We start from the raw sequence: 16,825 nt of genomic DNA, 5'->3' as shown, positions 1-16,825 counted from the left end.
TTCGCACTTTTCCGGATCATGCTGTAGCGTCTTGCCCCGATAATAACCAAGAACAGGGACTGCTCCGCCGTGCTCGATAAATCCGCTGGCCTGACCGCTCCGCCCGCAACAGTGACCCGGGCCACCAGCGCGGTTCCACGTCACTTGAAACGCTATCTCTCGCTCGACGATTTCGAAGCCACCGCGCGGCGGCGGATTCCGAAATTCCTCTACGGCTATATCGCCGGCGGCGCCGAGACCGACGCCGCGGTCCGCGACAACCGCGCAGCCTTTGACGAATACGGCTTCGTGCCGCGCGTGCTCAACGACGTCTCCGGCCGCGACCAAACCACGACGCTGTTCGGCAAGACCTACGCCTCGCCGTTCGGTATTCCGCCGATGGGCTCCTCGGCGTTGTGCGCCTATCGCGGCGACATCGTGCTGACTCGGGCGGCGGCCGCCGAAAACGTGCCGATGATTCTCTCCGCCTCCTCGCTGATCACGCTGGAGGACGTGCGCCGGGAAAATCCGGCCGCCTGGTACCAGGCCTATCTGGCCGGCCTGCCCGCGCGTATCGAGCCCCTGGTCGATCGGGTCGCCGCGGCCGGCTACGACACGTTCGTCGTCACCGCCGACGTGCCGGTGCCGCCCAACCGCGAGAACAACATCCGCAACGGCTTTCAGGTACCGCTGGCGATCACGCCGCAGATCGCCTGGGACACGGTGACCCATCCGCACTGGCTGTTCGGCACCTGGCTGCGCACCGTGAAGAATTACGGCATGCCGCATTTCGAGAACATGGACGCGCAGCGCGGCCCGCCGGTGCTGGCCAAGAATCTGATGCGCAACATCGGCGCCCGCGACCAGCTCGCCTGGAAGCATGTCGAACTGATCCGCAAGCGCTGGAACGGCAAGCTCGTCGTCAAGGGACTGGTCTCGCCCACCGACGCCCGGATCGCGCGCGAGAGCGGCGTCGATGGCGTGATGCTCTCCAACCATGGCGGCCGCCAACTCGACTACACGATGTCGGGCCTGCGCACGCTGCCGGAGATTGCGGCCGAGGCGAAAGGCATGACCATCATGGTCGACGGCGGCATCCGCCGCGGCACCGACGTGATCAAGGCCTTGGCGCTCGGCGCCCATTTCGTCTGGGTCGGCCGCCCCTTCCTCTATGCTGCGATCGCCGGCGGCGAGGCCGGCGTGCAGCGCGCCATCAGCCTGCTCCATGCCGAGATCGACCGCGACCTCGCGCTGCTCGGCATCCGCAGCATCCGCGAGATCACGCCGGATCTGGTACGAAAGTTCTAGGGCCGGGCGGCGCTCCCGCAGCACATTGCAGGCATGGCGACTGCTCGCGCGGGCCGGTCAGGGGGCCCTACTGTATTGCCCAACCCTGTGCAGGCTGGGTATCCTCGGCCCCCTCAAAGGCGAGGGGAGAAGGCCGATGACCGCTTTCAATACGGTGCGATTCCGGGTGAAGCCAGGGCGCGATCAGGAGTTTCTGGATGCCCACAAGAACGTTGAAGCGACGTGGCCAGGCCTGACGCACGCCAACATCATCAAGACCGGTGACCGCTCCTACTGCATTATCGCCGAGTGGAAAGACATGGACGCGTGCGTCGCGGCGCGGCCGAACATGATCGCGACCCTCAATTCCTTTCGCGATACGCTCGAAGACCTCGGCGGCGGCCTCGGCGTCACCGATCCGACGGCGGGTGAGGTCGTCCTGGCGCTGAAATAGTTCGTGGCGGCCTTCTTCGGCATTCGCAGAACGTCCCATTGACGGTTCTGAACAACTCGGAAACCCTGCCCGCGCTTTTCGGGATTGACTTCAGTCGCCCGTTTCGAGCACGGCTGACGGGGCATTTCCGGCCAGGGACGGTTGGCTGAACTGGTACGTCTATTGCTTCCGGGCAATCTGCGCTTGAGGGGAAAGAACACACGATGATCCGCCTGTTTCTCGATCGGCTCTATCTTTTCTCCGGCTATCTCGCCGGACTTTTCCTGATTGCGATTTTCGTGCTGATGATGCTGCTGTCGGCCGGCCGGCCGCTCGGCATCAATATCCCGGCAGGCGACGATTTCATCTCCTGGTGCATGGCGGCGACAGCCTTCCTCGGGCTCGCCCATACGTTCAAGCACGGCGAGATGATCCGCGTCGGTCTTTTGATCGACCGCCTCAGCGACGGCGTCCGCCATTATGTGGAGATCGCCGCGCTGCTGGTCGGCACCGGCTTCATCGGCTTTTTCGCCTGGCACGCTTCGGTCATGACGTGGCAGTCCTGGAAGTTTTTCGACATTTCGCAAGGCGTCATCGCGGTGCCGCTCTGGATCCCGCAGCTCGGCTACAGCGGCGGCCTCGTGATTCTCTTCATCGCCTTTGTCGACGAGCTGATCCACGTGCTGCGCGGTTTTCCGCCGCGCTACGAATTGCCGAAACCAAAGAGCGCCGAAGAGATCGTCGAACGCGCCATGCAGAGCGGGGTCTGACATGGAGCTGCTCTCGATCGCCGCCATCCTGCTGGGATTTCTGGCGCTGCTGCTCGGTGGCGGCGTCTGGATCGGCGTCGCCCTGATGGCGACGGGATGGGCCGGCATGCAATTCGCCGGCGGCGCCATTCCGGCGGGCAGCGTGCTGGCGACGACGGTGTGGGGCAACAGCGCGTCGTGGTCGCTGGCAGCCTTGCCGCTCTTCATCTGGATGGGCGAAATTCTGTTCCGCACACGGCTGTCGGAGGAAATGTTTCGCGGATTTGCGCCGTGGCTGAACTGGCTGCCGGGCCGGCTGATGCACGTCAACGTGCTCGCCTGCGGCGTGTTCGGCTCGGTGTCGGGATCGTCGGCCGCGACCTGCGCCACGGTGGCCAAGATCGCCCTGCCCGAACTGAAGAAGCGCGGCTATGACGAAGGCCTGAGCCTCGGCTCGCTGGCCGGCGCCGGTACGCTCGGCATTCTGATCCCGCCGTCGATCACCATGGTGGTCTACGCCGTGCAGGCCAACGTCTCCATCATTCAGGTCTTCCTCGCGGGCTTTCTGCCGGGCTTGCTGGTGATGGCGCTTTACTCCGGCTACATCGCCGTCTGGTCGCTTGCCAATCCGAAGCGCACGCCGCCGGCCGACCCGCCGATGAGCTTTCGCAAGCGCATATCGGAATCGCTCAATCTGTTCCCCTGTCTGCTGCTGATCGCTTTCGTCTTTCTGTCGTTGCTGATGGGCTGGGCGACGGCGACGGAATGTGCGGCCTGGGGCGTGCTGGGATCGCTCGCGATCGCATGGTGGCAGGGCGCGCTGACGTGGGAAGCGTTCTGGGCCAGCGTGATGGGCGCGACGCGGGTCAATTGCATGATCCTGCTGATCCTGGCAGGCGCTTCCTACATGGGCACATCGATGGCTTATACCGGCATCCCGCTGGCGCTGGCGAACTGGGTGAACGGTCTGCAGCTCAGTCCCTATGCGCTGATCGCGGCGCTCACTGTCATGTACATCGTGCTCGGCACGGCCCTCGACGGCATTTCCATGATCGTGCTAACCACGGCCATCGTTATTCCGATGGTGAAGCAGGCCGGCTTCGACCTCATCTGGTTCGGCATTTTCCTGGTGCTGGTGGTGGAAATGGCTGAAGTCTCTCCGCCTGTCGGCTTCAACCTGTTCGTTTTGCAGACCATGAGCGGCAAGGATTCCAACACGGTCGCCAAGGCCGCCCTGCCGTTCTTCTTTTTGCTCGTTGTGGCGGTTGCCATCATCACGGCGTTTCCTGCTATCGTGATGCTGCTGCCGCGAATAGCGTTCCCTGGCTAGAGAAAGGTATTGTCAATGTTGAGGCTTGTTAAGACGTGCGCAATCGCTGCCGGCGTCGCGGCGCTTGCGGTTTCCGCAACGGTCGTTCCCGCAACCGCGCAGACGAAATGGAATCTTCCGGCGGCCTATCCGGCGGATAATCCGCATTCGGTCAATCTGATCGCGTTTGCCAAGGACGTCGGCGACGCCACCGGCGGCAAGCTGCAGATCACCGTGCATCCGGCGGCGTCGCTGTTCAAGGCGCCGGAAATCAAGCGCGCGGTCGCAACCGGTCAAGCACAGGCGGGCGAGGTCCTGATCTCGCTGCATGAGAACGAAGACCCGCTGTTCGGCATGGACGTCATCCCGTTCCTGGCGACGAGCTATCCGGCAGCCAAGAAGCTGTGGCTGGCGTCGAAGCCCGCCATCGAAAAGAAGCTCGCCTCGCAAGGCCTGATGCTCCTGTTCGCGGTGCCGTGGGGTCCGCAGGGCATTTTTGCCAAGAAGGAGCTCAACAGCGTCGAGGACATGAAAGGCCTGAAGTTTCGCGCCTATAATGTCGGTACCTCGCGCATCGCAGAACTCGTCGGCGCGCAGCCTGTCACCATCCAGGCGGCGGAATTGCCGCAGGCGCTGGCGACCGGCGTGGTCAACTCGTTCATGACCTCGGGCTCGACCGCCTACGACAGCAAGGCCTGGGAAACCATGACGCATTTCTATGATGCGCAGGCCTGGATTCCGAAGAACGTCACCTTCGTGAACAAGGCGGCTTTCGACGCGCTCGACAAGCCGACCCAGGACGCGATCCTCAAGGCGGCGGTTGTCGCCGAAGAACGCGGCTGGAAGCTCAACGAAGAAAAGGCCAAGTGGTATCTCGAACAGCTTCAGGCCAACAAGATGAAGGTGCTGCCGGTGCCTCCGGCGCTGAAGTCCGGCCTCGAGAAAATCGGCGAGCAGTTGACGGCCGACTGGTCGAAAAAGGCCGGCGCCGATGGGGAAGCCGTGATCGCCGCCTACAAGAAGTAGGACGGTCGCTATCGCGTTCTGTTAGTTAGCAAAAAACTCGTCATGCCCGGCCTTGTGCCGGGCATATACGTTCTTGGTACGAAAATGCGACCTGTTTGTTCGGTCAGACTCTCGGCGACGCCGCAATCCCGAACTTGCTGTACGCCTCGTTCGTACAAATGATCACATGCTCGGCGCAGCCATTGTGGCGGTGCGGATCGCAGCGGTTTTCGTAATCGGCTGATGTCATCATGTCGATGAAAGCAGCGACGTCGGGATAGTACACCAGCGCCAGATAATCCCACTGATTGCCTTGCTGCGCGCCGAGCGCGACCGCCTTGGCGTCGCCGGTCCACAGCAGCGTGCCGCCACGCGCCTTGATCATCGGCACGGTGAGCGCGCTGTAGCGCAAATAGGCATCCCAGCCCGAGCCGTCACCGTCGAGCGAGCGTTCACGGAAGCGCATCAGATTGACCATCACGACCGGCCCCTGATGCGCCAGCTCCTCGAGGCCCCTGACATTCAATAGATCCACACCCATGACTTGCTCCCGGCCGGCTCAGACCCATTCAGGACATTGTAGCATTGCAGCCATAGTAGCATTGCAGACTCGGGCCTTGTCGCGCGGCGAAAATCCGGCACAACTCGCGATAGACCATGACCAGCCCCGCGCCACTGCCGCCCGCCCGTGATCCGGTCGGCTGGCTCAACAACCAGCCTTACGTCCTGCTGACCCTGACCTCGCTGTTCTGGGCCGGTAACATCGTGCTGGCGCGGCATGTCGGCGACCACGTGCCGCCGATCACGCTGACCACGATCCGCTGGTTCGGCGTTTTCCTGATCCTGCTGCCGTTCGCCTGGCCGCATCTCAAGCGCGACTGGAAGGTCTTGCGCGCCCATCTGCCGCTGATGCTGTTCCTCTCGCTGATCGGCTTTGCCTACAACAACGCGATCTCCTTCTGGGCGATGCAATACACCCAGGCGCTGAACGCGCTGCTGATCCAGTCGTCCGGCCCGCTGTTCGTGGCGATGTGGTCGCTGGTCCTGTTCGGCGTGCGGCTGACCGGCGCGCAGCTGGTCGGCATTGCCCTTTCGCTGATGGGCGTCCTGACCATCATCCTGCGCGGCGATTTCTCGGCGCTCGCCAGCATCAGCTTCAACAAGGGCGACGTGATGTTTGGCTCGTCGCTGGTGTCGTTCGGGCTTTACTCGGCGCTGATGCTGCGCCGCCCGGTGACGCATCAATTATCGCTCATCTCCTTCACCACCTGCTGCGGCGCGATGATGCTGGTGCCGTTCTCGGTCTGGGAATTTTCGACCGGTGCCGTGCTGAAATTCGATTTACTGACGCTGGCCACATTGGCCTATGTCCTGATCTTTCCCTCGGCGCTGGCCTATACGTTCTTCAACCGCGGCATCGCGCTGATCGGGCCGAACCGCGCCGCGCCGTTCTTCCATCTGGTGCCGGTGTTCGGCTCGGCGATGGCGATCCTGCTGCTTGGCGAGCAATTGCGGCTGTTTCACCTGGTCGGCTATGCGCTGGTGCTGGCCGGCGTCGTGATCGCGTCGCGGCGGGGCTCGGCGCGGAAATGAAAACGCGCGGCTGCGACCTCTCGACCAAGCTGTACCGCCTTTCGCTTTTATCCCGGGCAGGCTAGCTTGCCCGCCAACCCCTCAAAAAAACCAACCGGGAGAAACGACCCTATGATCGCGTCCTTGAAACGATACCGGCGCATGGCGGCGGCAACATCCTTGCTGTTCGCGCTGGCATCAACGGCTTCCGCGCAGGCTCCGTATCCGAACCGCAACATCACGCTAGTGCTGCCGTTCGCCGCCGGCAGCGGCACCGACACCACGACGCGCCTGATCTCGAAGGAGGTCGGTGTTTCGCTCGGCGTCAGCATGGTGATCGACAACAAGGCGGGCGCCAATGGCTCGATCGCCGCAAGCTATGTCGCCCGATCGGCGCCAGATGGCTACACGCTGTTCGTGACGACCAACACCACGCATTCGGCCAATCCGTATCTGCTGAAGAACATGAGCTACGATCCGGTCAAGGATTTCACGCCGATCGCGCGGACCGGCGACCTGCCGTTCATGCTGGTGATCCACCCCGACATTCCCGCCAACTCGGTCGCCGAGCTGATCGCGCTGGCGAAGAAGGAGCCGGGCAAATACTCCTACGCCAGCGGCAGCTCGTCGGCGATCGTCTCCGGCGCGACGTTCGCGCGCCTCGCCGGCATCGATCTGCTGCACGTCCCCTACAAGAGTTCGCCGCCGGCCTTGACCGACGTCATCGCCGGACGCGTCTCGATGATGTTCATCGACGTTCCGACCGGCCTGCCGCACGTCAATGCCAAGGCGCTCAAGGCGCTCGCCGTGACCACCAAGCGGCCTTCCGCCCTGCTGCCGCAGCTCCCCACCATGGACGCCACGGTGAAGGGCTTCGACATCACCTCATGGCAGGGCTATCTCGGCCCGGCCAATCTGCCAAAGGACGTGGTCACCAGGCTGAACGCGGAAATCCGCAAGGTCATCGAGCGGCCGGACATCAAGAGCCAGCTTGCCGAGCGCGGCATGGAGGCCTTCTCGGGCACGCCGGAAGAGTTCGACGCGTTCCTGAAGGAGCAGCTGGTGCTGTGGGAAAAGCTGATCGCCGACGCGGGGATCGAGAAGCAGTGAGAGCGTAGATCGTAGGGTGGGCAAAGGCGCATCGCGCCGTGCCCACCATCGATCGATTGACCGTCATCTGCGATGGTGGGCACGCTTGCGCTTTGCCCACCCTACAAAGCTACGAAGCGAGGCCGGTCGGAATACCTGGCTCGAAGCCCAAAGCGGCTTCGACCCATTTCGCCACCCGCAGCATACGATGATCATTCAGATACGGGCCGACGATCTGAACGCCGAGCGGAAGACCATGCTTGCCGAATCCGGCCGGCAGGGTGACGGCCGGCACGCCGAGCAAGGTCCACGGCGCGCAATATTCCGCATCGCCGGTATAGTGCAGGCCGCGCGGGGCTTCGCCAAACGCCGGCAACGTCAACACGGCATCATAGCCCGACATTTCCGAAGTCAGCCTGTGACGCCAGGCGTCCTGGAATGCCCTGGCCGCAAGGTAGCCGGTCGCCGAATGAGCCTTGCCGCTCTCGACGAGCGACTTCAGATGATCACTGGTGCGTTCCGGATAATTTGCGACGAGACCGGCGAATATCAGGGCAGCCTCGCTCGACAGGATGCAATTGATCGTCGTCCAGTTCGCCTCGTCGAGTTCGGATAATTCAAGTTCCTCCAGAATGGCGCCCTCGCCACGCAATTTGTCGATTGCAGCGTCGAACACCTTCTGCTGTTCGACTTCAACGCGCGGCCATTTTGCAAAACGCACGACGGCAAGCCGCGGCTTGTTCAGCGGCGGCAGCCCGGTGCCGATATCGACGGTAAAGGCGGGCAGCGGCCGGCCATGGAGATCGCGATCGCTCGAGCCGGCAAGAAGCGACAATGCGAACGCGACATCGTCGACCCGCCGGGCAAAGAAGCCGACATGGTCGAGCGACGGGCTGAGCGGATGCACGCCGACGCGAGGGATGGCGCCGAAACTCGGCTTGAATCCGACGATGCCGTTGAACGCGGCCGGCCGGATGATCGAACCGAGCGTCTGGGTGCCGAGCGCCAGCGGCACCAGTCCCGCGGCAACGGCGGCCGCCGAACCTGACGAAGATCCGCCCGGCGTATGCTCGCGATTCCAGGGGTTGACCGTCGGTCCCGGATGCCGCCAGGCAAATTCGGTCGATACCGTCTTGCCGAAGATCGTCGCGCCGAGATTGCGCAACCGCTCGACCACCCAGGCATTGGCGGCCGGAACCTGACCGGCATAGACGGGCGAACCGTTCGCCGTCGGCATGTCTGATGTGGCGATGATATCCTTGATCGCTACCGGAATGCCCGAGAGCGGGCCTGGCCGCCGCGCGGTATCGACCGGCAGGTATTCAAACGCTCTCAGCGCGGGCTCGAGGGCTTTCGCCTTCTGCAGGCACAAGGCCGCATATTCGTCCGCCATTGGCTGGCTATCGCCAAAGAGACGCAGAAGCTCAAGAACCCCTGCTTCCGAATTGGATACGGGACGCGCGCGTCGATCGGTCATGCCAGCTTCCGCGGAGAATTAGCTCAAGACGGCAGTATAGCAGGCCCGCCCCCGGTCCAAAAGCATCATGCCCGGGACAAGCCCGGGCATGACGATGTGGTTGGTGCCGAGATCTGGTTACGCCGCGCGCACCTTGACGAGGAATTCATCGACCGCGTTGCGCAGCATGCCGGATTGATTGTCGAGTTCGCGCGCGTTCGAGAGCACGTCGGACGCCGCCTTGCCGGTGGCTGACGCCGCCGTGGTGACGCCGCCGATATGGGCGCTGATCTCGCTCGACCCGCCGCCACCGACTGGATGTTGCGCGCGATCTCGCGCGTCGCGTCGCCCTGCTGTTCGATCGACGTCGAGATGCTCACGGTGATCTCGCTCATCTGCGCGATGGTTTCGGTTATGCCGCCGATCGAGGAGACCGCCTCGCTGGTGGAAGCCTGCATCGCCGCCACCTGGGCCGAGATTTCCTCGGTCGCCTTCGCTGTCTGGTTGGCCAAAGCCTTTACTTCGGAAGCGACGACCGCAAAGCCGCGGCCGGATTCGCCAGCGCGCGCCGCTTCGATCGTCGCATTCAGCGCCAACAGATTGGTCTGCGCGGCGATCGAGTGGATCAGTTTGACAACCTCGCCGATCTTCTCGGCACCGGTGGAGAGCGCCTGGACGGTGGAGTTGGTGCGCTCGGCATCGCCGACGGCCTTGCTGGCGATGTCGCTGGAACGTGCCACCTGGCGGGCGATCTCGGCCACCGAACTCGACAGCTCTTCGGCTGCAGCCGCGACCGTGCCGACATTGTTCGACGAGCTCTCCGAAGCAGCCCCAACCGTCGCAGCGCGCGCGCTGGCGTCGCTGGCGGTCGCCGTCATCGACTGCGCCGTGGTCTGCATGCCGGCGGCGGCCGTCGATACCGAGCGAACGATGCCGTTGACGCTGCGCTCGAAATCGCTGGCGATGTTCTCCATCGCGGTCCGCCGTTCGGCTGCCGCACGCGCCTGCGTCGCCGCTTCGGCCTGTTCGAGCCCGCGGATCCGCACCGCATTGTCCTTGAAGATCTGCACGGTTGCCGCCATCGCGCCGACCTCATCGCCGCGCCCGAGCCCGGGAATTTCACCGTCGAGCTTGCCGTCGGCCAGCGCCTGCATGCGCGCGCCGAGTTCGCCGAGCGGCTTTGAGATGCTGCGGCCGATCATCCAGGCGATGCTGCCCCCGATCACGCCGATGCCGAGAATGGCGAGCCCCAGCAGCCACGCGATCGGCTTCAGCTTGGCATCGAGATCGTCGAGATAGGCGCCGGTGCCGACATACATGTCGAAGCCGGGGACCGCCACCGCGTAGCCCATCTTGCGGATCGGCTTTTCCTCGCCGGGTTTGACATATTCATAGGTCAGCAGGATTGAACCGTTGGCTTTGACGCCGTCCATCAGCTCCTGCGACAGCTTGCGGCCATTGGTCACCACGTCCATGCGGTTGGTGCCAACCTGCTTCGGATCGGGCGCCATGACGGTGATGCCGTTATAGGCGGTGCCGAACAGATAGCCGGCGCCCTTGTCGTAGGTCAGGGTGTTTCCGCGCTTGCCGAACTCGGCGATGGCCGCTTCCTTGGTCATCTGGCCGGCATCGACCTGCTTCTTCAGGCCGGCGGCCATGTTGAGCGCCATATCGACGATCGCCTTGGTCTGGTCGATGCGCGCGTTCAGCATCTCGCGCTGCATCAGGTAGCCCGCGAGCACGCCGGCGGCGCACAGGCCGAGCAGCGTCACCCCCACCAAGATACCGAGTTTGGGGGTGATCTTCAGATTTGACAGCTTCACAGGGGTCTCCGGACATTTGCGCGCGGGACGCGATTGGCGAATTGATTCGCCGCACGTTATCGTGCGAGCCTTTAGCGCTTTGTTACGATGCCGCCCCGTAGAAGCCCGGACATGCAAAAAGCATGGGTCTCTATGTCGCAGGATTGTGCGAGAAGCTGATCAGGACGTTTATAATTCGGGGGCATCGGCGCGTGCCGCGGGGATAATCAACACCGAAGAGTCAAATCGGGAGCAGGAAATGCCGAAATTCAGGATATTGACGCCGAAAGGCGCGAGTTTCACGGTCGCCGGCGGCGGCTACGACTATGAAATGGAGGCGCTGGAGCCGATCGGGGCCGAGATCATCGAGGCGCCCGCCAACGAGGCGGAATTCATCGCCGCCGCCCGCACCGCCGATGCCATCTACGCCAAGGGCATGCGGATCTCAAAAACGGTCATCGACGCGCTCGATAATTGCAAGGTCATCACGCTCGGCAGCGTCGGGGTCGACAGCGTCGACGTCAAAGCCGCGACCGCCCGCGGCATCCCCGTCACCAACATCCCCGACACCTTCATCGAGGAGGTCGCCGACCACGCCATGATGCTGCTGCTCTCGGGCTTCCGCCGCCTGGTCGAGCAGGACAAGATGGTCCGCACCGGCCGCTGGTCCGAAGGCCGGCCACAGCTTTTGAAGATTCCGCGGCTGATGGGGCAGACGCTCGGCTTCATCTCGTTCGGCCGGGTGGCGCGCGCGGTCGCCAAGCGCGCAGCCCCGTTTGGCCTGCGGATGATCGCCTACGACCCCTTCATCCAGGAAACCCTGATTTCCGACCATGGCGTGCTGCCGGCGACCCTGTCGGAGGTGCTGTCGCAGTCGGATTTCCTCTCGATGCACGCCCCGGCGCGGCCGGAGGTGCATCACATGCTCGGCGAGAAGCACTTCAAGCAGATGAAGAAGAGCGCAATCTTCATCAATACCGGCCGCGGAGCCACCGTGAACGAGGAAGCGCTGATCAAGGCGCTGCAGGAGGGCTGGATCGCGCACGCCGCCCTCGACGTGCTGGAAACCGAGCCGCCGTCGCACAACAACCCGATGCTATCCATGGAAAACGTCACGCTGACGGCGCATGTCGCCTCGGCATCGGCACGTTTCGACGAAGCGCGCAAGCGCCGCGTAGGCTACGAATTGTCACTGGTATTGTCCGGCATGTGGCCGGTAAGCTGCGTCAATCCATCGGTGCTGCAAAACACCTCGCTTCGTCGCTGGCAACCTGTCAGCATGGACCGGGGGCCCAACAGCTAGGGCCGGCTGAACGCGCTATCTATCGGGCAACGCGGAGAGCGGTCCGCGCCCGGGAAGACGCACCAGAAAGAAATACCCTTTGGTTCCACTAGGAACCGGAGGCCGCGAGTTCATCGGCGATCAACGCCGGGAGCAGAAAACAGGGAGACGATAAAATGACGATCGATATTACCCGCCGCGAGGCGCTGGCACTGGGTGTGTCCGCCGCCGCGCTGGCCGCCACCGGCGCTTCGGCGCAATCCCCCATCAAGGCCGCCGATGTTCCGGCGCCGAAGTTTGCGATCGAAAAAGGCGCATCCTTGCGCATGCTGCGCCCGGTGCGCTTCGTGCAGGCCGACGAGGACGTGTTCCGCGCCAATGCCGCCAAGTTCACCAAAGAGACCGGGGTCGAGGTCAAGGTCGACTTCGTCGGCTGGGAAGACATCAACCAGCAGACCGCGGTGACCTCGAATTCCGGCGCCGGCCCGGACATGATCATCGGCTTCTCCGACGCGCCGCACATTTACGTCGACAAACTGGTCGAACTGAGCGACGTCGCCGATTACCTCGGCAAGCGCTACGGCGGCTGGCTGCCGCTGGCGCAGACATACGGCAAGAAGAGCAAGAGCAACGCCTGGATCGGATTGCCGTTCGGCGCCACCGCCGGCCCCCTGATCTACCGCAAGTCGATCCTGAAGTCGGTCGGCTACGACTCGGTCCCGGAAGATCACGCCGGAATTCTCGAACTGTGCCAGAAGCTGCAGAAGGCCGGCAAGCCGGCCGGCTTCGCGCTCGGCAACGCCAAGGGCGACGGCAACGGTTTTGCCAACTGGGTGCTGTGGTCGCATAACGCTGCCCTGCTCGATGAATCCGGCAACATCGTCATCAACAGCAAGGAGACCGTCGCCGCGCTGAAATGGGTCAAGGAACTGTACCCGACCTTCATCGCCGGCACGCCGTCGTGGAACGACGTGAGCAACAACCGCGCCTATTCCGCGCAGGAAATCTCGCTGACCGCCAACGGCGTCTCGTTGTATTTTTCGCTGAAGAACGATCCGGCGACCAAGGCGATCGCCGAGGACAGCGAGCATCAGTTGCTGCCGAAGGGCAACGCCAAGATCTCGCCGATGGCCGGCCTGACGCTGAACGCGATGCTGTTCAAGCACAGCCAGTATCCCAACGCCGCCAAGGCGTTCCTGACATTCATGCTGGAAAAGGACCAGTATGAGCCGTGGCTCAACGCCAACTCCGGCTACTGGTCGCAGCCGCTTGCGGCCTACGCCGAAGCCAAGGTCTGGTCCGAAGATCCCAAGGTCGCGATCTTCAAGAACACCATGCAGAGCACCTATTACGACGGCTACAAGGGTCCGATCACGACCGCAACGGGTGCTGTCAACGCCGATTACGTGCTGGTGCAGATGTGCGCCGCGGTTGCGACCGGCGCCTCGACGCCGGAGGCCGCCGCCGCGGAGGCCGAGCAGCGTGCGAAGCGGTATTTCCGGCGCCAGGAGCGGTAACGGCCGAACAGAGCGACCGTCATTGCGAGGAGCGTAGCGACGAAGCAATCCATTCTTTCTTTCCATGGAGACGTGGATTGCTTCGCTTCGCTCGCAATGACGGCCTCACATAGCTCGCATCGGGATAATTTTGATGTCTGTGACGACCCTACCTTCTCGACCTCGACGCATCATTGAGCAGCGGCAACCAGGCTGGATCGTGCGCCTGTTCGACTACAAGCCGTTCCTGATCGTGATGTGCCTTGCGCCGGCGATCGGCCTCTTGGCGGTGTTCCTCACCTACCCGCTCGGCCTCGGCGTCTGGCTCGCCTTCACCGATACCACCATCGGTCAGCGCGGCGTCTTCATCGGCCTGGAGAATTTCCAGTACCTGCTGAAGGATCCCTTGTGGTGGAACGCGGTGTTCTACAGCGTGTTCTACACCGCGGTCGCGACCATCGGGAAATTTGCGCTCGGCTTCTGGCTGGCGCTGCTGCTCAACAACCACTTCCCGCTCAAGAGCCTGCTCCGCGCCATCATCCTGCTGCCGTGGATCGTGCCGACGGTGCTGTCGGCGCTGGCGTTCTGGTGGATCTACGATCCGCAATTCTCGATCATTTCCTATTTGCTGGTCGACGTGCTGCACGTCCGCACCACCAACATCGACTTCCTGGGCACGCCGTGGCCGGCGCGGTTCTCGCTGATCGTCGCCAATATCTGGCGCGGCATTCCGTTCGTGGCGATCTCGCTGCTGGCGGGCCTGCAGACCATCTCGCCCTCGCTCTATGAAGCTGCCATGCTCGACGGCGCCACCGCCTGGCAGCGCTTCCGCTTCATCACGCTGCCGATGATGATGCCGATTCTCGCCATCGTCATGACGTTCTCGATCATCTTCACCTTCACCGACTTCCAGCTCGTCTATGCCATCACCCGCGGCGGACCGGTCAACTCGACGCATCTCCTGGCGACGCTGGCGTTCCAGCGCGGCATCGCCGGCGGCGAGCTCGGAGAAGGGGCGGCGATCGCGGTGTCGATGATCCCGTTCCTGGTATTCGCGACGTTGTTCAGCTACTTCGGCCTCGCCCGCCGCAAATGGCAGCAAGGAGAAGCCAATGACTGACGTAGCCGCCTCACCGGGCAACAGCAATGTCGCCAGCGCCACGCCGGACACCATGTCGTGGGATTCCCGCGCCCGGCGGGTGATGATGATCTATCTGCCGTTGTCGTGCTTCGTGCTGATCCTGCTGTTCCCGTTCTACTGGATGGCGATCACCTCGTTCAAACCGAACGCGGAGCTTCTGAACTACAAGGAGCATAACCCGTTCTGGATCACCTCGCCGACCATCGCCCACATCAAGCATCTGCTGTTCAATACAGCGTATCCGACCTGGCTGAAGACCACGATGTTCGTGGCTGTCGGTTCGACCTTCCTGTCGCTGTTCGCCTCGACGCTGGCCGCCTACGCGATCGAGCGGCTGCGCTTCCGCGGCAGCCCCTATGTCGGCCTCGGCATCTACCTCGCCTATCTGGTGCCGCCCTCGATCCTGTTCATTCCACTCGCCACCGTGATCGTGCAATTCGGCCTGTTCGACTCGCCGATGGCGCTGATCCTGGTGTATCCGACCTTCCTGGTGCCGTTCTGCACCTGGCTGCTGATCGGCTACTTCAAGTCGATTCCGTATGAGCTCGAGGAATGCGCGCTGGTCGATGGCGCGACGCGGCTGCAGATCCTGCGACGGATCACGCTGCCGCTGGCGGTGCCCGGCCTGATCTCGGCCGGCATCTTCTCGTTCACGCTGTCGTGGAACGAGTTCATCTACGCGCTCGCCTTCATCCAGAGCGGCGCCAACAAGACCGTCCCCGTTGCGATCCTGACCGAACTCGTCACCGGCGACGTCTACCAGTGGGGCGCGCTGATGGCGGGCTCGCTGCTCGGCTCGCTGCCGGTCGCGCTGTTCTACTCGCTGTTCGTCGACTATTACGTCTCGTCGCTGACCGGCGCGGTGAAGGAATAGACGACCCGTCTACCTGACGGTAAACGCCACGGGGATCGTGAAGCTGATCGATCCCTGCGGGATTTCGGATGGGATCGGGGGAAATGGCGAAGCCTGGCGGATCATCGCCGAGGCCTGCGCGTCGAGCGCGGCAACGCCTGACGATCCGCTGAGGCGGCCTCCGCTGACCTGTCCGCTGCGGCTTACCGTGAAGGACAGCCGCGCGACGCCGCGCTGGCCGTTGGCGCCCGACGGGTACTGGTGGAAACGCATCAGATGGGGGCGGACGCGCTGATTATAGGATGCGAGCGCCGAGGCCGATGCACCGGCGCTGGCCGCGGAGGCGGTCTGGGCCTGGCGCTCAACACGCGGCGGCGCCGCCGTGCGTGGCGCGGGCGTCGCCTGGTTCGGCTTCTTCGCGTCGGGCCGGACGACCTTTGGCTTGACGGGTGTCGGCGTGGCGGTCGGGACGGGCTTGGCGGGCTCGGCGGCCGGCTTCATTTCAACCTTCTGCTCGGGCGGCGCCACCACCTCCGGCTTCTCCTGCGGCGGGGTCGGCGCAATCTGCTCTTCGACCACCTCCTGCTGCTTGACCGGCTCCGGCGGCGAGGCGTCGGCCTGCTCCATCAGCTGGTCAGGCGCACGCTCCAGCTCAGTCGATTGCGGCGCCGCCGATACCGGCGCCATCTCGACCATGATGGCGGGCAAGGTAGCGCCCGGCGGCGGCCGCTGCGTGTACCAGTTCATGAACAGCGCGATCAGCGCGGCATGCGCGGCGAGGATTGCAATGCTCGATGTACTCCAACGCCGTACCCCGGCGTGATCGGTGGCATCATGCAGCGCGAACGCGTTCATGGTCATCTATTTTGTTTGCGCATGATCTTGCCGGAAAACCGGCGTCCACTTTTCCGGATCATGCGCTAGCTTCGTCCGTCGAGGCCGACCAGGGCGACCTTGAGATAGCCGGCGTTGCGCAAGAGGTTCATCACCTCCATCAGGTCGCCATAGCTGACGGCCTTGTCGGTGCGCAGATAGATCCGCTCGTCCTTGCGGCCCTTGGTGGCGCCATCGAGCGTCGCGGTCAGCGTGTCGCGCGCGATGATGTCCTCGCCGACCGCGACCGACAGGTCCGGCTTCACCGTGACGAACACCGGCTTGTCCGGACGCGGCGCGGGTTCGACCGCACTGGCGGGCAAATCGACGCCGAGATCGACGGTGGCAAGCGGCGCGGCCACCATGAAGATGATCAGCAGCACCAGCATCACGTCGATGAACGGCGTGACATTGATCTCGTGATTCTCGGCCAGATCGTCGTCGCCGCCGCGCGACCGGCCGCCGAAGCTTGCGCGTGTGCCCAATCTAGCGCCCATGA

The 16,825-nt window shown here is 63.6% G+C and carries 15 protein-coding genes and 1 pseudogene; 11 read left to right on the top strand and 5 right to left on the bottom strand.

Annotation, left to right across the window (positions count from 1 at the left end):
* Positions 1-69 precede the first annotated feature (69 nt).
* The 5 genes from JQ575_RS16770 to JQ575_RS16750 all read left to right on the top strand — a co-directional run bounded on the left by JQ575_RS16770 (position 70) and on the right by JQ575_RS16750 (position 4,783).
* On the top strand, positions 70-1,287 hold the full coding sequence (locus tag JQ575_RS16770; RefSeq protein WP_312015949.1) for an alpha-hydroxy acid oxidase: 1,218 nt from the start codon (positions 70-72) through the stop codon (positions 1,285-1,287).
* A gap of 136 nt (positions 1,288-1,423) precedes the next feature.
* Positions 1,424-1,720: an antibiotic biosynthesis monooxygenase gene (locus JQ575_RS16765; RefSeq protein WP_212034328.1), complete on the top strand. Its 297-nt coding sequence runs from the start codon at positions 1,424-1,426 to the stop codon at positions 1,718-1,720.
* Between the two features lie 203 nt (positions 1,721-1,923).
* Positions 1,924-2,469, top strand: coding sequence for a TRAP transporter small permease (locus JQ575_RS16760; RefSeq protein ID WP_212034327.1), 546 nt, complete (start codon positions 1,924-1,926; stop codon positions 2,467-2,469).
* 1 nt (position 2,470) lies between these two features.
* Positions 2,471-3,778, top strand: coding sequence for a TRAP transporter large permease (locus JQ575_RS16755; protein WP_212034326.1), 1,308 nt, complete (start codon positions 2,471-2,473; stop codon positions 3,776-3,778).
* A gap of 15 nt (positions 3,779-3,793) precedes the next feature.
* The gene (locus tag JQ575_RS16750) at positions 3,794-4,783 is read left to right on the top strand and encodes a TRAP transporter substrate-binding protein (protein WP_212034325.1); all 990 of its coding nucleotides are present in this window, start codon (positions 3,794-3,796) and stop codon (positions 4,781-4,783) included.
* Between the two features lie 103 nt (positions 4,784-4,886).
* Here JQ575_RS16750 and JQ575_RS16745 read toward each other — a convergent pair whose 3' ends face one another.
* Entirely contained in the window at positions 4,887-5,303 is a 417-nt protein-coding gene (locus JQ575_RS16745) for a DUF1330 domain-containing protein (RefSeq protein ID WP_212034324.1), read from the bottom strand.
* 116 nt (positions 5,304-5,419) lie between these two features.
* Between JQ575_RS16745 and JQ575_RS16740 the strand changes: the two genes are divergently transcribed.
* Together JQ575_RS16740 and JQ575_RS16735 are read left to right on the top strand one after the other, a co-directional pair.
* Entirely contained in the window at positions 5,420-6,355 is a 936-nt protein-coding gene (locus JQ575_RS16740) for a DMT family transporter (protein ID WP_212034323.1), read from the top strand.
* Positions 6,356-6,466: 111 nt separating this feature from the next.
* A complete protein-coding gene (locus JQ575_RS16735) occupies positions 6,467-7,444 on the top strand; it encodes a tripartite tricarboxylate transporter substrate binding protein (protein WP_212034322.1) in 978 nt (325 codons plus the stop codon).
* A gap of 109 nt (positions 7,445-7,553) precedes the next feature.
* Here JQ575_RS16735 and JQ575_RS16730 read toward each other — a convergent pair whose 3' ends face one another.
* Complete coding sequence (locus JQ575_RS16730; protein ID WP_212034321.1) at positions 7,554-8,900, bottom strand: amidase; 1,347 nt, start codon at positions 8,898-8,900, stop codon at positions 7,554-7,556.
* 117 nt (positions 8,901-9,017) lie between these two features.
* Positions 9,018-10,702 (bottom strand): annotated as a pseudogene (locus JQ575_RS16725) (methyl-accepting chemotaxis protein).
* Between the two features lie 238 nt (positions 10,703-10,940).
* Between JQ575_RS16725 and JQ575_RS16720 the strand changes: the two are divergent.
* The 4 genes from JQ575_RS16720 (at position 10,941) to JQ575_RS16705 (ending at position 15,474) form a co-directional block, all read left to right on the top strand.
* Complete coding sequence (locus tag JQ575_RS16720; protein ID WP_212034320.1) at positions 10,941-11,984, top strand: C-terminal binding protein; 1,044 nt, start codon at positions 10,941-10,943, stop codon at positions 11,982-11,984.
* 155 nt (positions 11,985-12,139) lie between these two features.
* Positions 12,140-13,480 carry an ABC transporter substrate-binding protein gene (locus tag JQ575_RS16715; protein WP_212034319.1) on the top strand — a complete coding sequence of 447 codons (1,341 nt, stop codon included), beginning with the start codon at positions 12,140-12,142 and terminating at the stop codon, positions 13,478-13,480.
* A gap of 133 nt (positions 13,481-13,613) precedes the next feature.
* On the top strand, positions 13,614-14,579 hold the full coding sequence (locus JQ575_RS16710) for a carbohydrate ABC transporter permease (RefSeq protein ID WP_192737598.1): 966 nt from the start codon (positions 13,614-13,616) through the stop codon (positions 14,577-14,579).
* Positions 14,572-15,474 (top strand): carbohydrate ABC transporter permease, encoded by a 903-nt coding sequence (locus tag JQ575_RS16705; protein ID WP_192737599.1) that lies wholly within the window; start codon positions 14,572-14,574, stop codon positions 15,472-15,474. Before JQ575_RS16710 ends, JQ575_RS16705 begins: the two co-directional genes overlap by 8 nt.
* 9 nt (positions 15,475-15,483) lie before the next feature.
* Here JQ575_RS16705 and JQ575_RS16700 read toward each other — a convergent pair whose 3' ends face one another.
* Together JQ575_RS16700 and exbD are read right to left on the bottom strand one after the other, a co-directional pair.
* Complete coding sequence (locus JQ575_RS16700; protein ID WP_212034318.1) at positions 15,484-16,314, bottom strand: energy transducer TonB; 831 nt, start codon at positions 16,312-16,314, stop codon at positions 15,484-15,486.
* 59 nt (positions 16,315-16,373) lie between these two features.
* Positions 16,374-16,823, bottom strand: coding sequence for a TonB system transport protein ExbD (gene exbD / locus JQ575_RS16695; RefSeq protein WP_212034317.1), 450 nt, complete (start codon positions 16,821-16,823; stop codon positions 16,374-16,376).
* Positions 16,824-16,825 lie beyond the last annotated feature (2 nt).

Source organism: Bradyrhizobium sp. JYMT SZCCT0428 (genome assembly GCF_018131075.1).
Taxonomy (GTDB): Bacteria; Pseudomonadota; Alphaproteobacteria; order Rhizobiales; family Xanthobacteraceae; genus Bradyrhizobium.
The sequence above is the reverse complement of the archived record's forward strand: the minus strand, read 5'-3'. Positions and strand labels throughout refer to the sequence as shown.

What these genes read in the sequence shown, in the direction of transcription:
- JQ575_RS16765 (WP_212034328.1), top strand. Translation starts at nt 1,424, where the DNA reads ATGACCGCTTTCAATACGGTGCGATTCCGGGTGAAGCCAGGGCGCGAT.
- JQ575_RS16760 (WP_212034327.1), top strand. Translation starts at nt 1,924, where the DNA reads ATGATCCGCCTGTTTCTCGATCGGCTCTATCTTTTCTCCGGCTATCTC.
- JQ575_RS16755 (WP_212034326.1), top strand. Translation starts at nt 2,471, where the DNA reads ATGGAGCTGCTCTCGATCGCCGCCATCCTGCTGGGATTTCTGGCGCTG.
- JQ575_RS16750 (WP_212034325.1), top strand. Translation starts at nt 3,794, where the DNA reads ATGTTGAGGCTTGTTAAGACGTGCGCAATCGCTGCCGGCGTCGCGGCG.
- JQ575_RS16745 (WP_212034324.1), bottom strand. Translation starts at nt 5,303, where the DNA reads ATGGGTGTGGATCTATTGAATGTCAGGGGCCTCGAGGAGCTGGCGCAT.
- JQ575_RS16740 (WP_212034323.1), top strand. Translation starts at nt 5,420, where the DNA reads ATGACCAGCCCCGCGCCACTGCCGCCCGCCCGTGATCCGGTCGGCTGG.
- JQ575_RS16735 (WP_212034322.1), top strand. Translation starts at nt 6,467, where the DNA reads ATGATCGCGTCCTTGAAACGATACCGGCGCATGGCGGCGGCAACATCC.
- JQ575_RS16730 (WP_212034321.1), bottom strand. Translation starts at nt 8,900, where the DNA reads ATGACCGATCGACGCGCGCGTCCCGTATCCAATTCGGAAGCAGGGGTT.
- JQ575_RS16720 (WP_212034320.1), top strand. Translation starts at nt 10,941, where the DNA reads ATGCCGAAATTCAGGATATTGACGCCGAAAGGCGCGAGTTTCACGGTC.
- JQ575_RS16715 (WP_212034319.1), top strand. Translation starts at nt 12,140, where the DNA reads ATGACGATCGATATTACCCGCCGCGAGGCGCTGGCACTGGGTGTGTCC.
- JQ575_RS16710 (WP_192737598.1), top strand. Translation starts at nt 13,614, where the DNA reads ATGTCTGTGACGACCCTACCTTCTCGACCTCGACGCATCATTGAGCAG.
- JQ575_RS16705 (WP_192737599.1), top strand. Translation starts at nt 14,572, where the DNA reads ATGACTGACGTAGCCGCCTCACCGGGCAACAGCAATGTCGCCAGCGCC.
- JQ575_RS16700 (WP_212034318.1), bottom strand. Translation starts at nt 16,314, where the DNA reads ATGACCATGAACGCGTTCGCGCTGCATGATGCCACCGATCACGCCGGG.
- exbD (WP_212034317.1), bottom strand. Translation starts at nt 16,823, where the DNA reads ATGGGCGCTAGATTGGGCACACGCGCAAGCTTCGGCGGCCGGTCGCGC.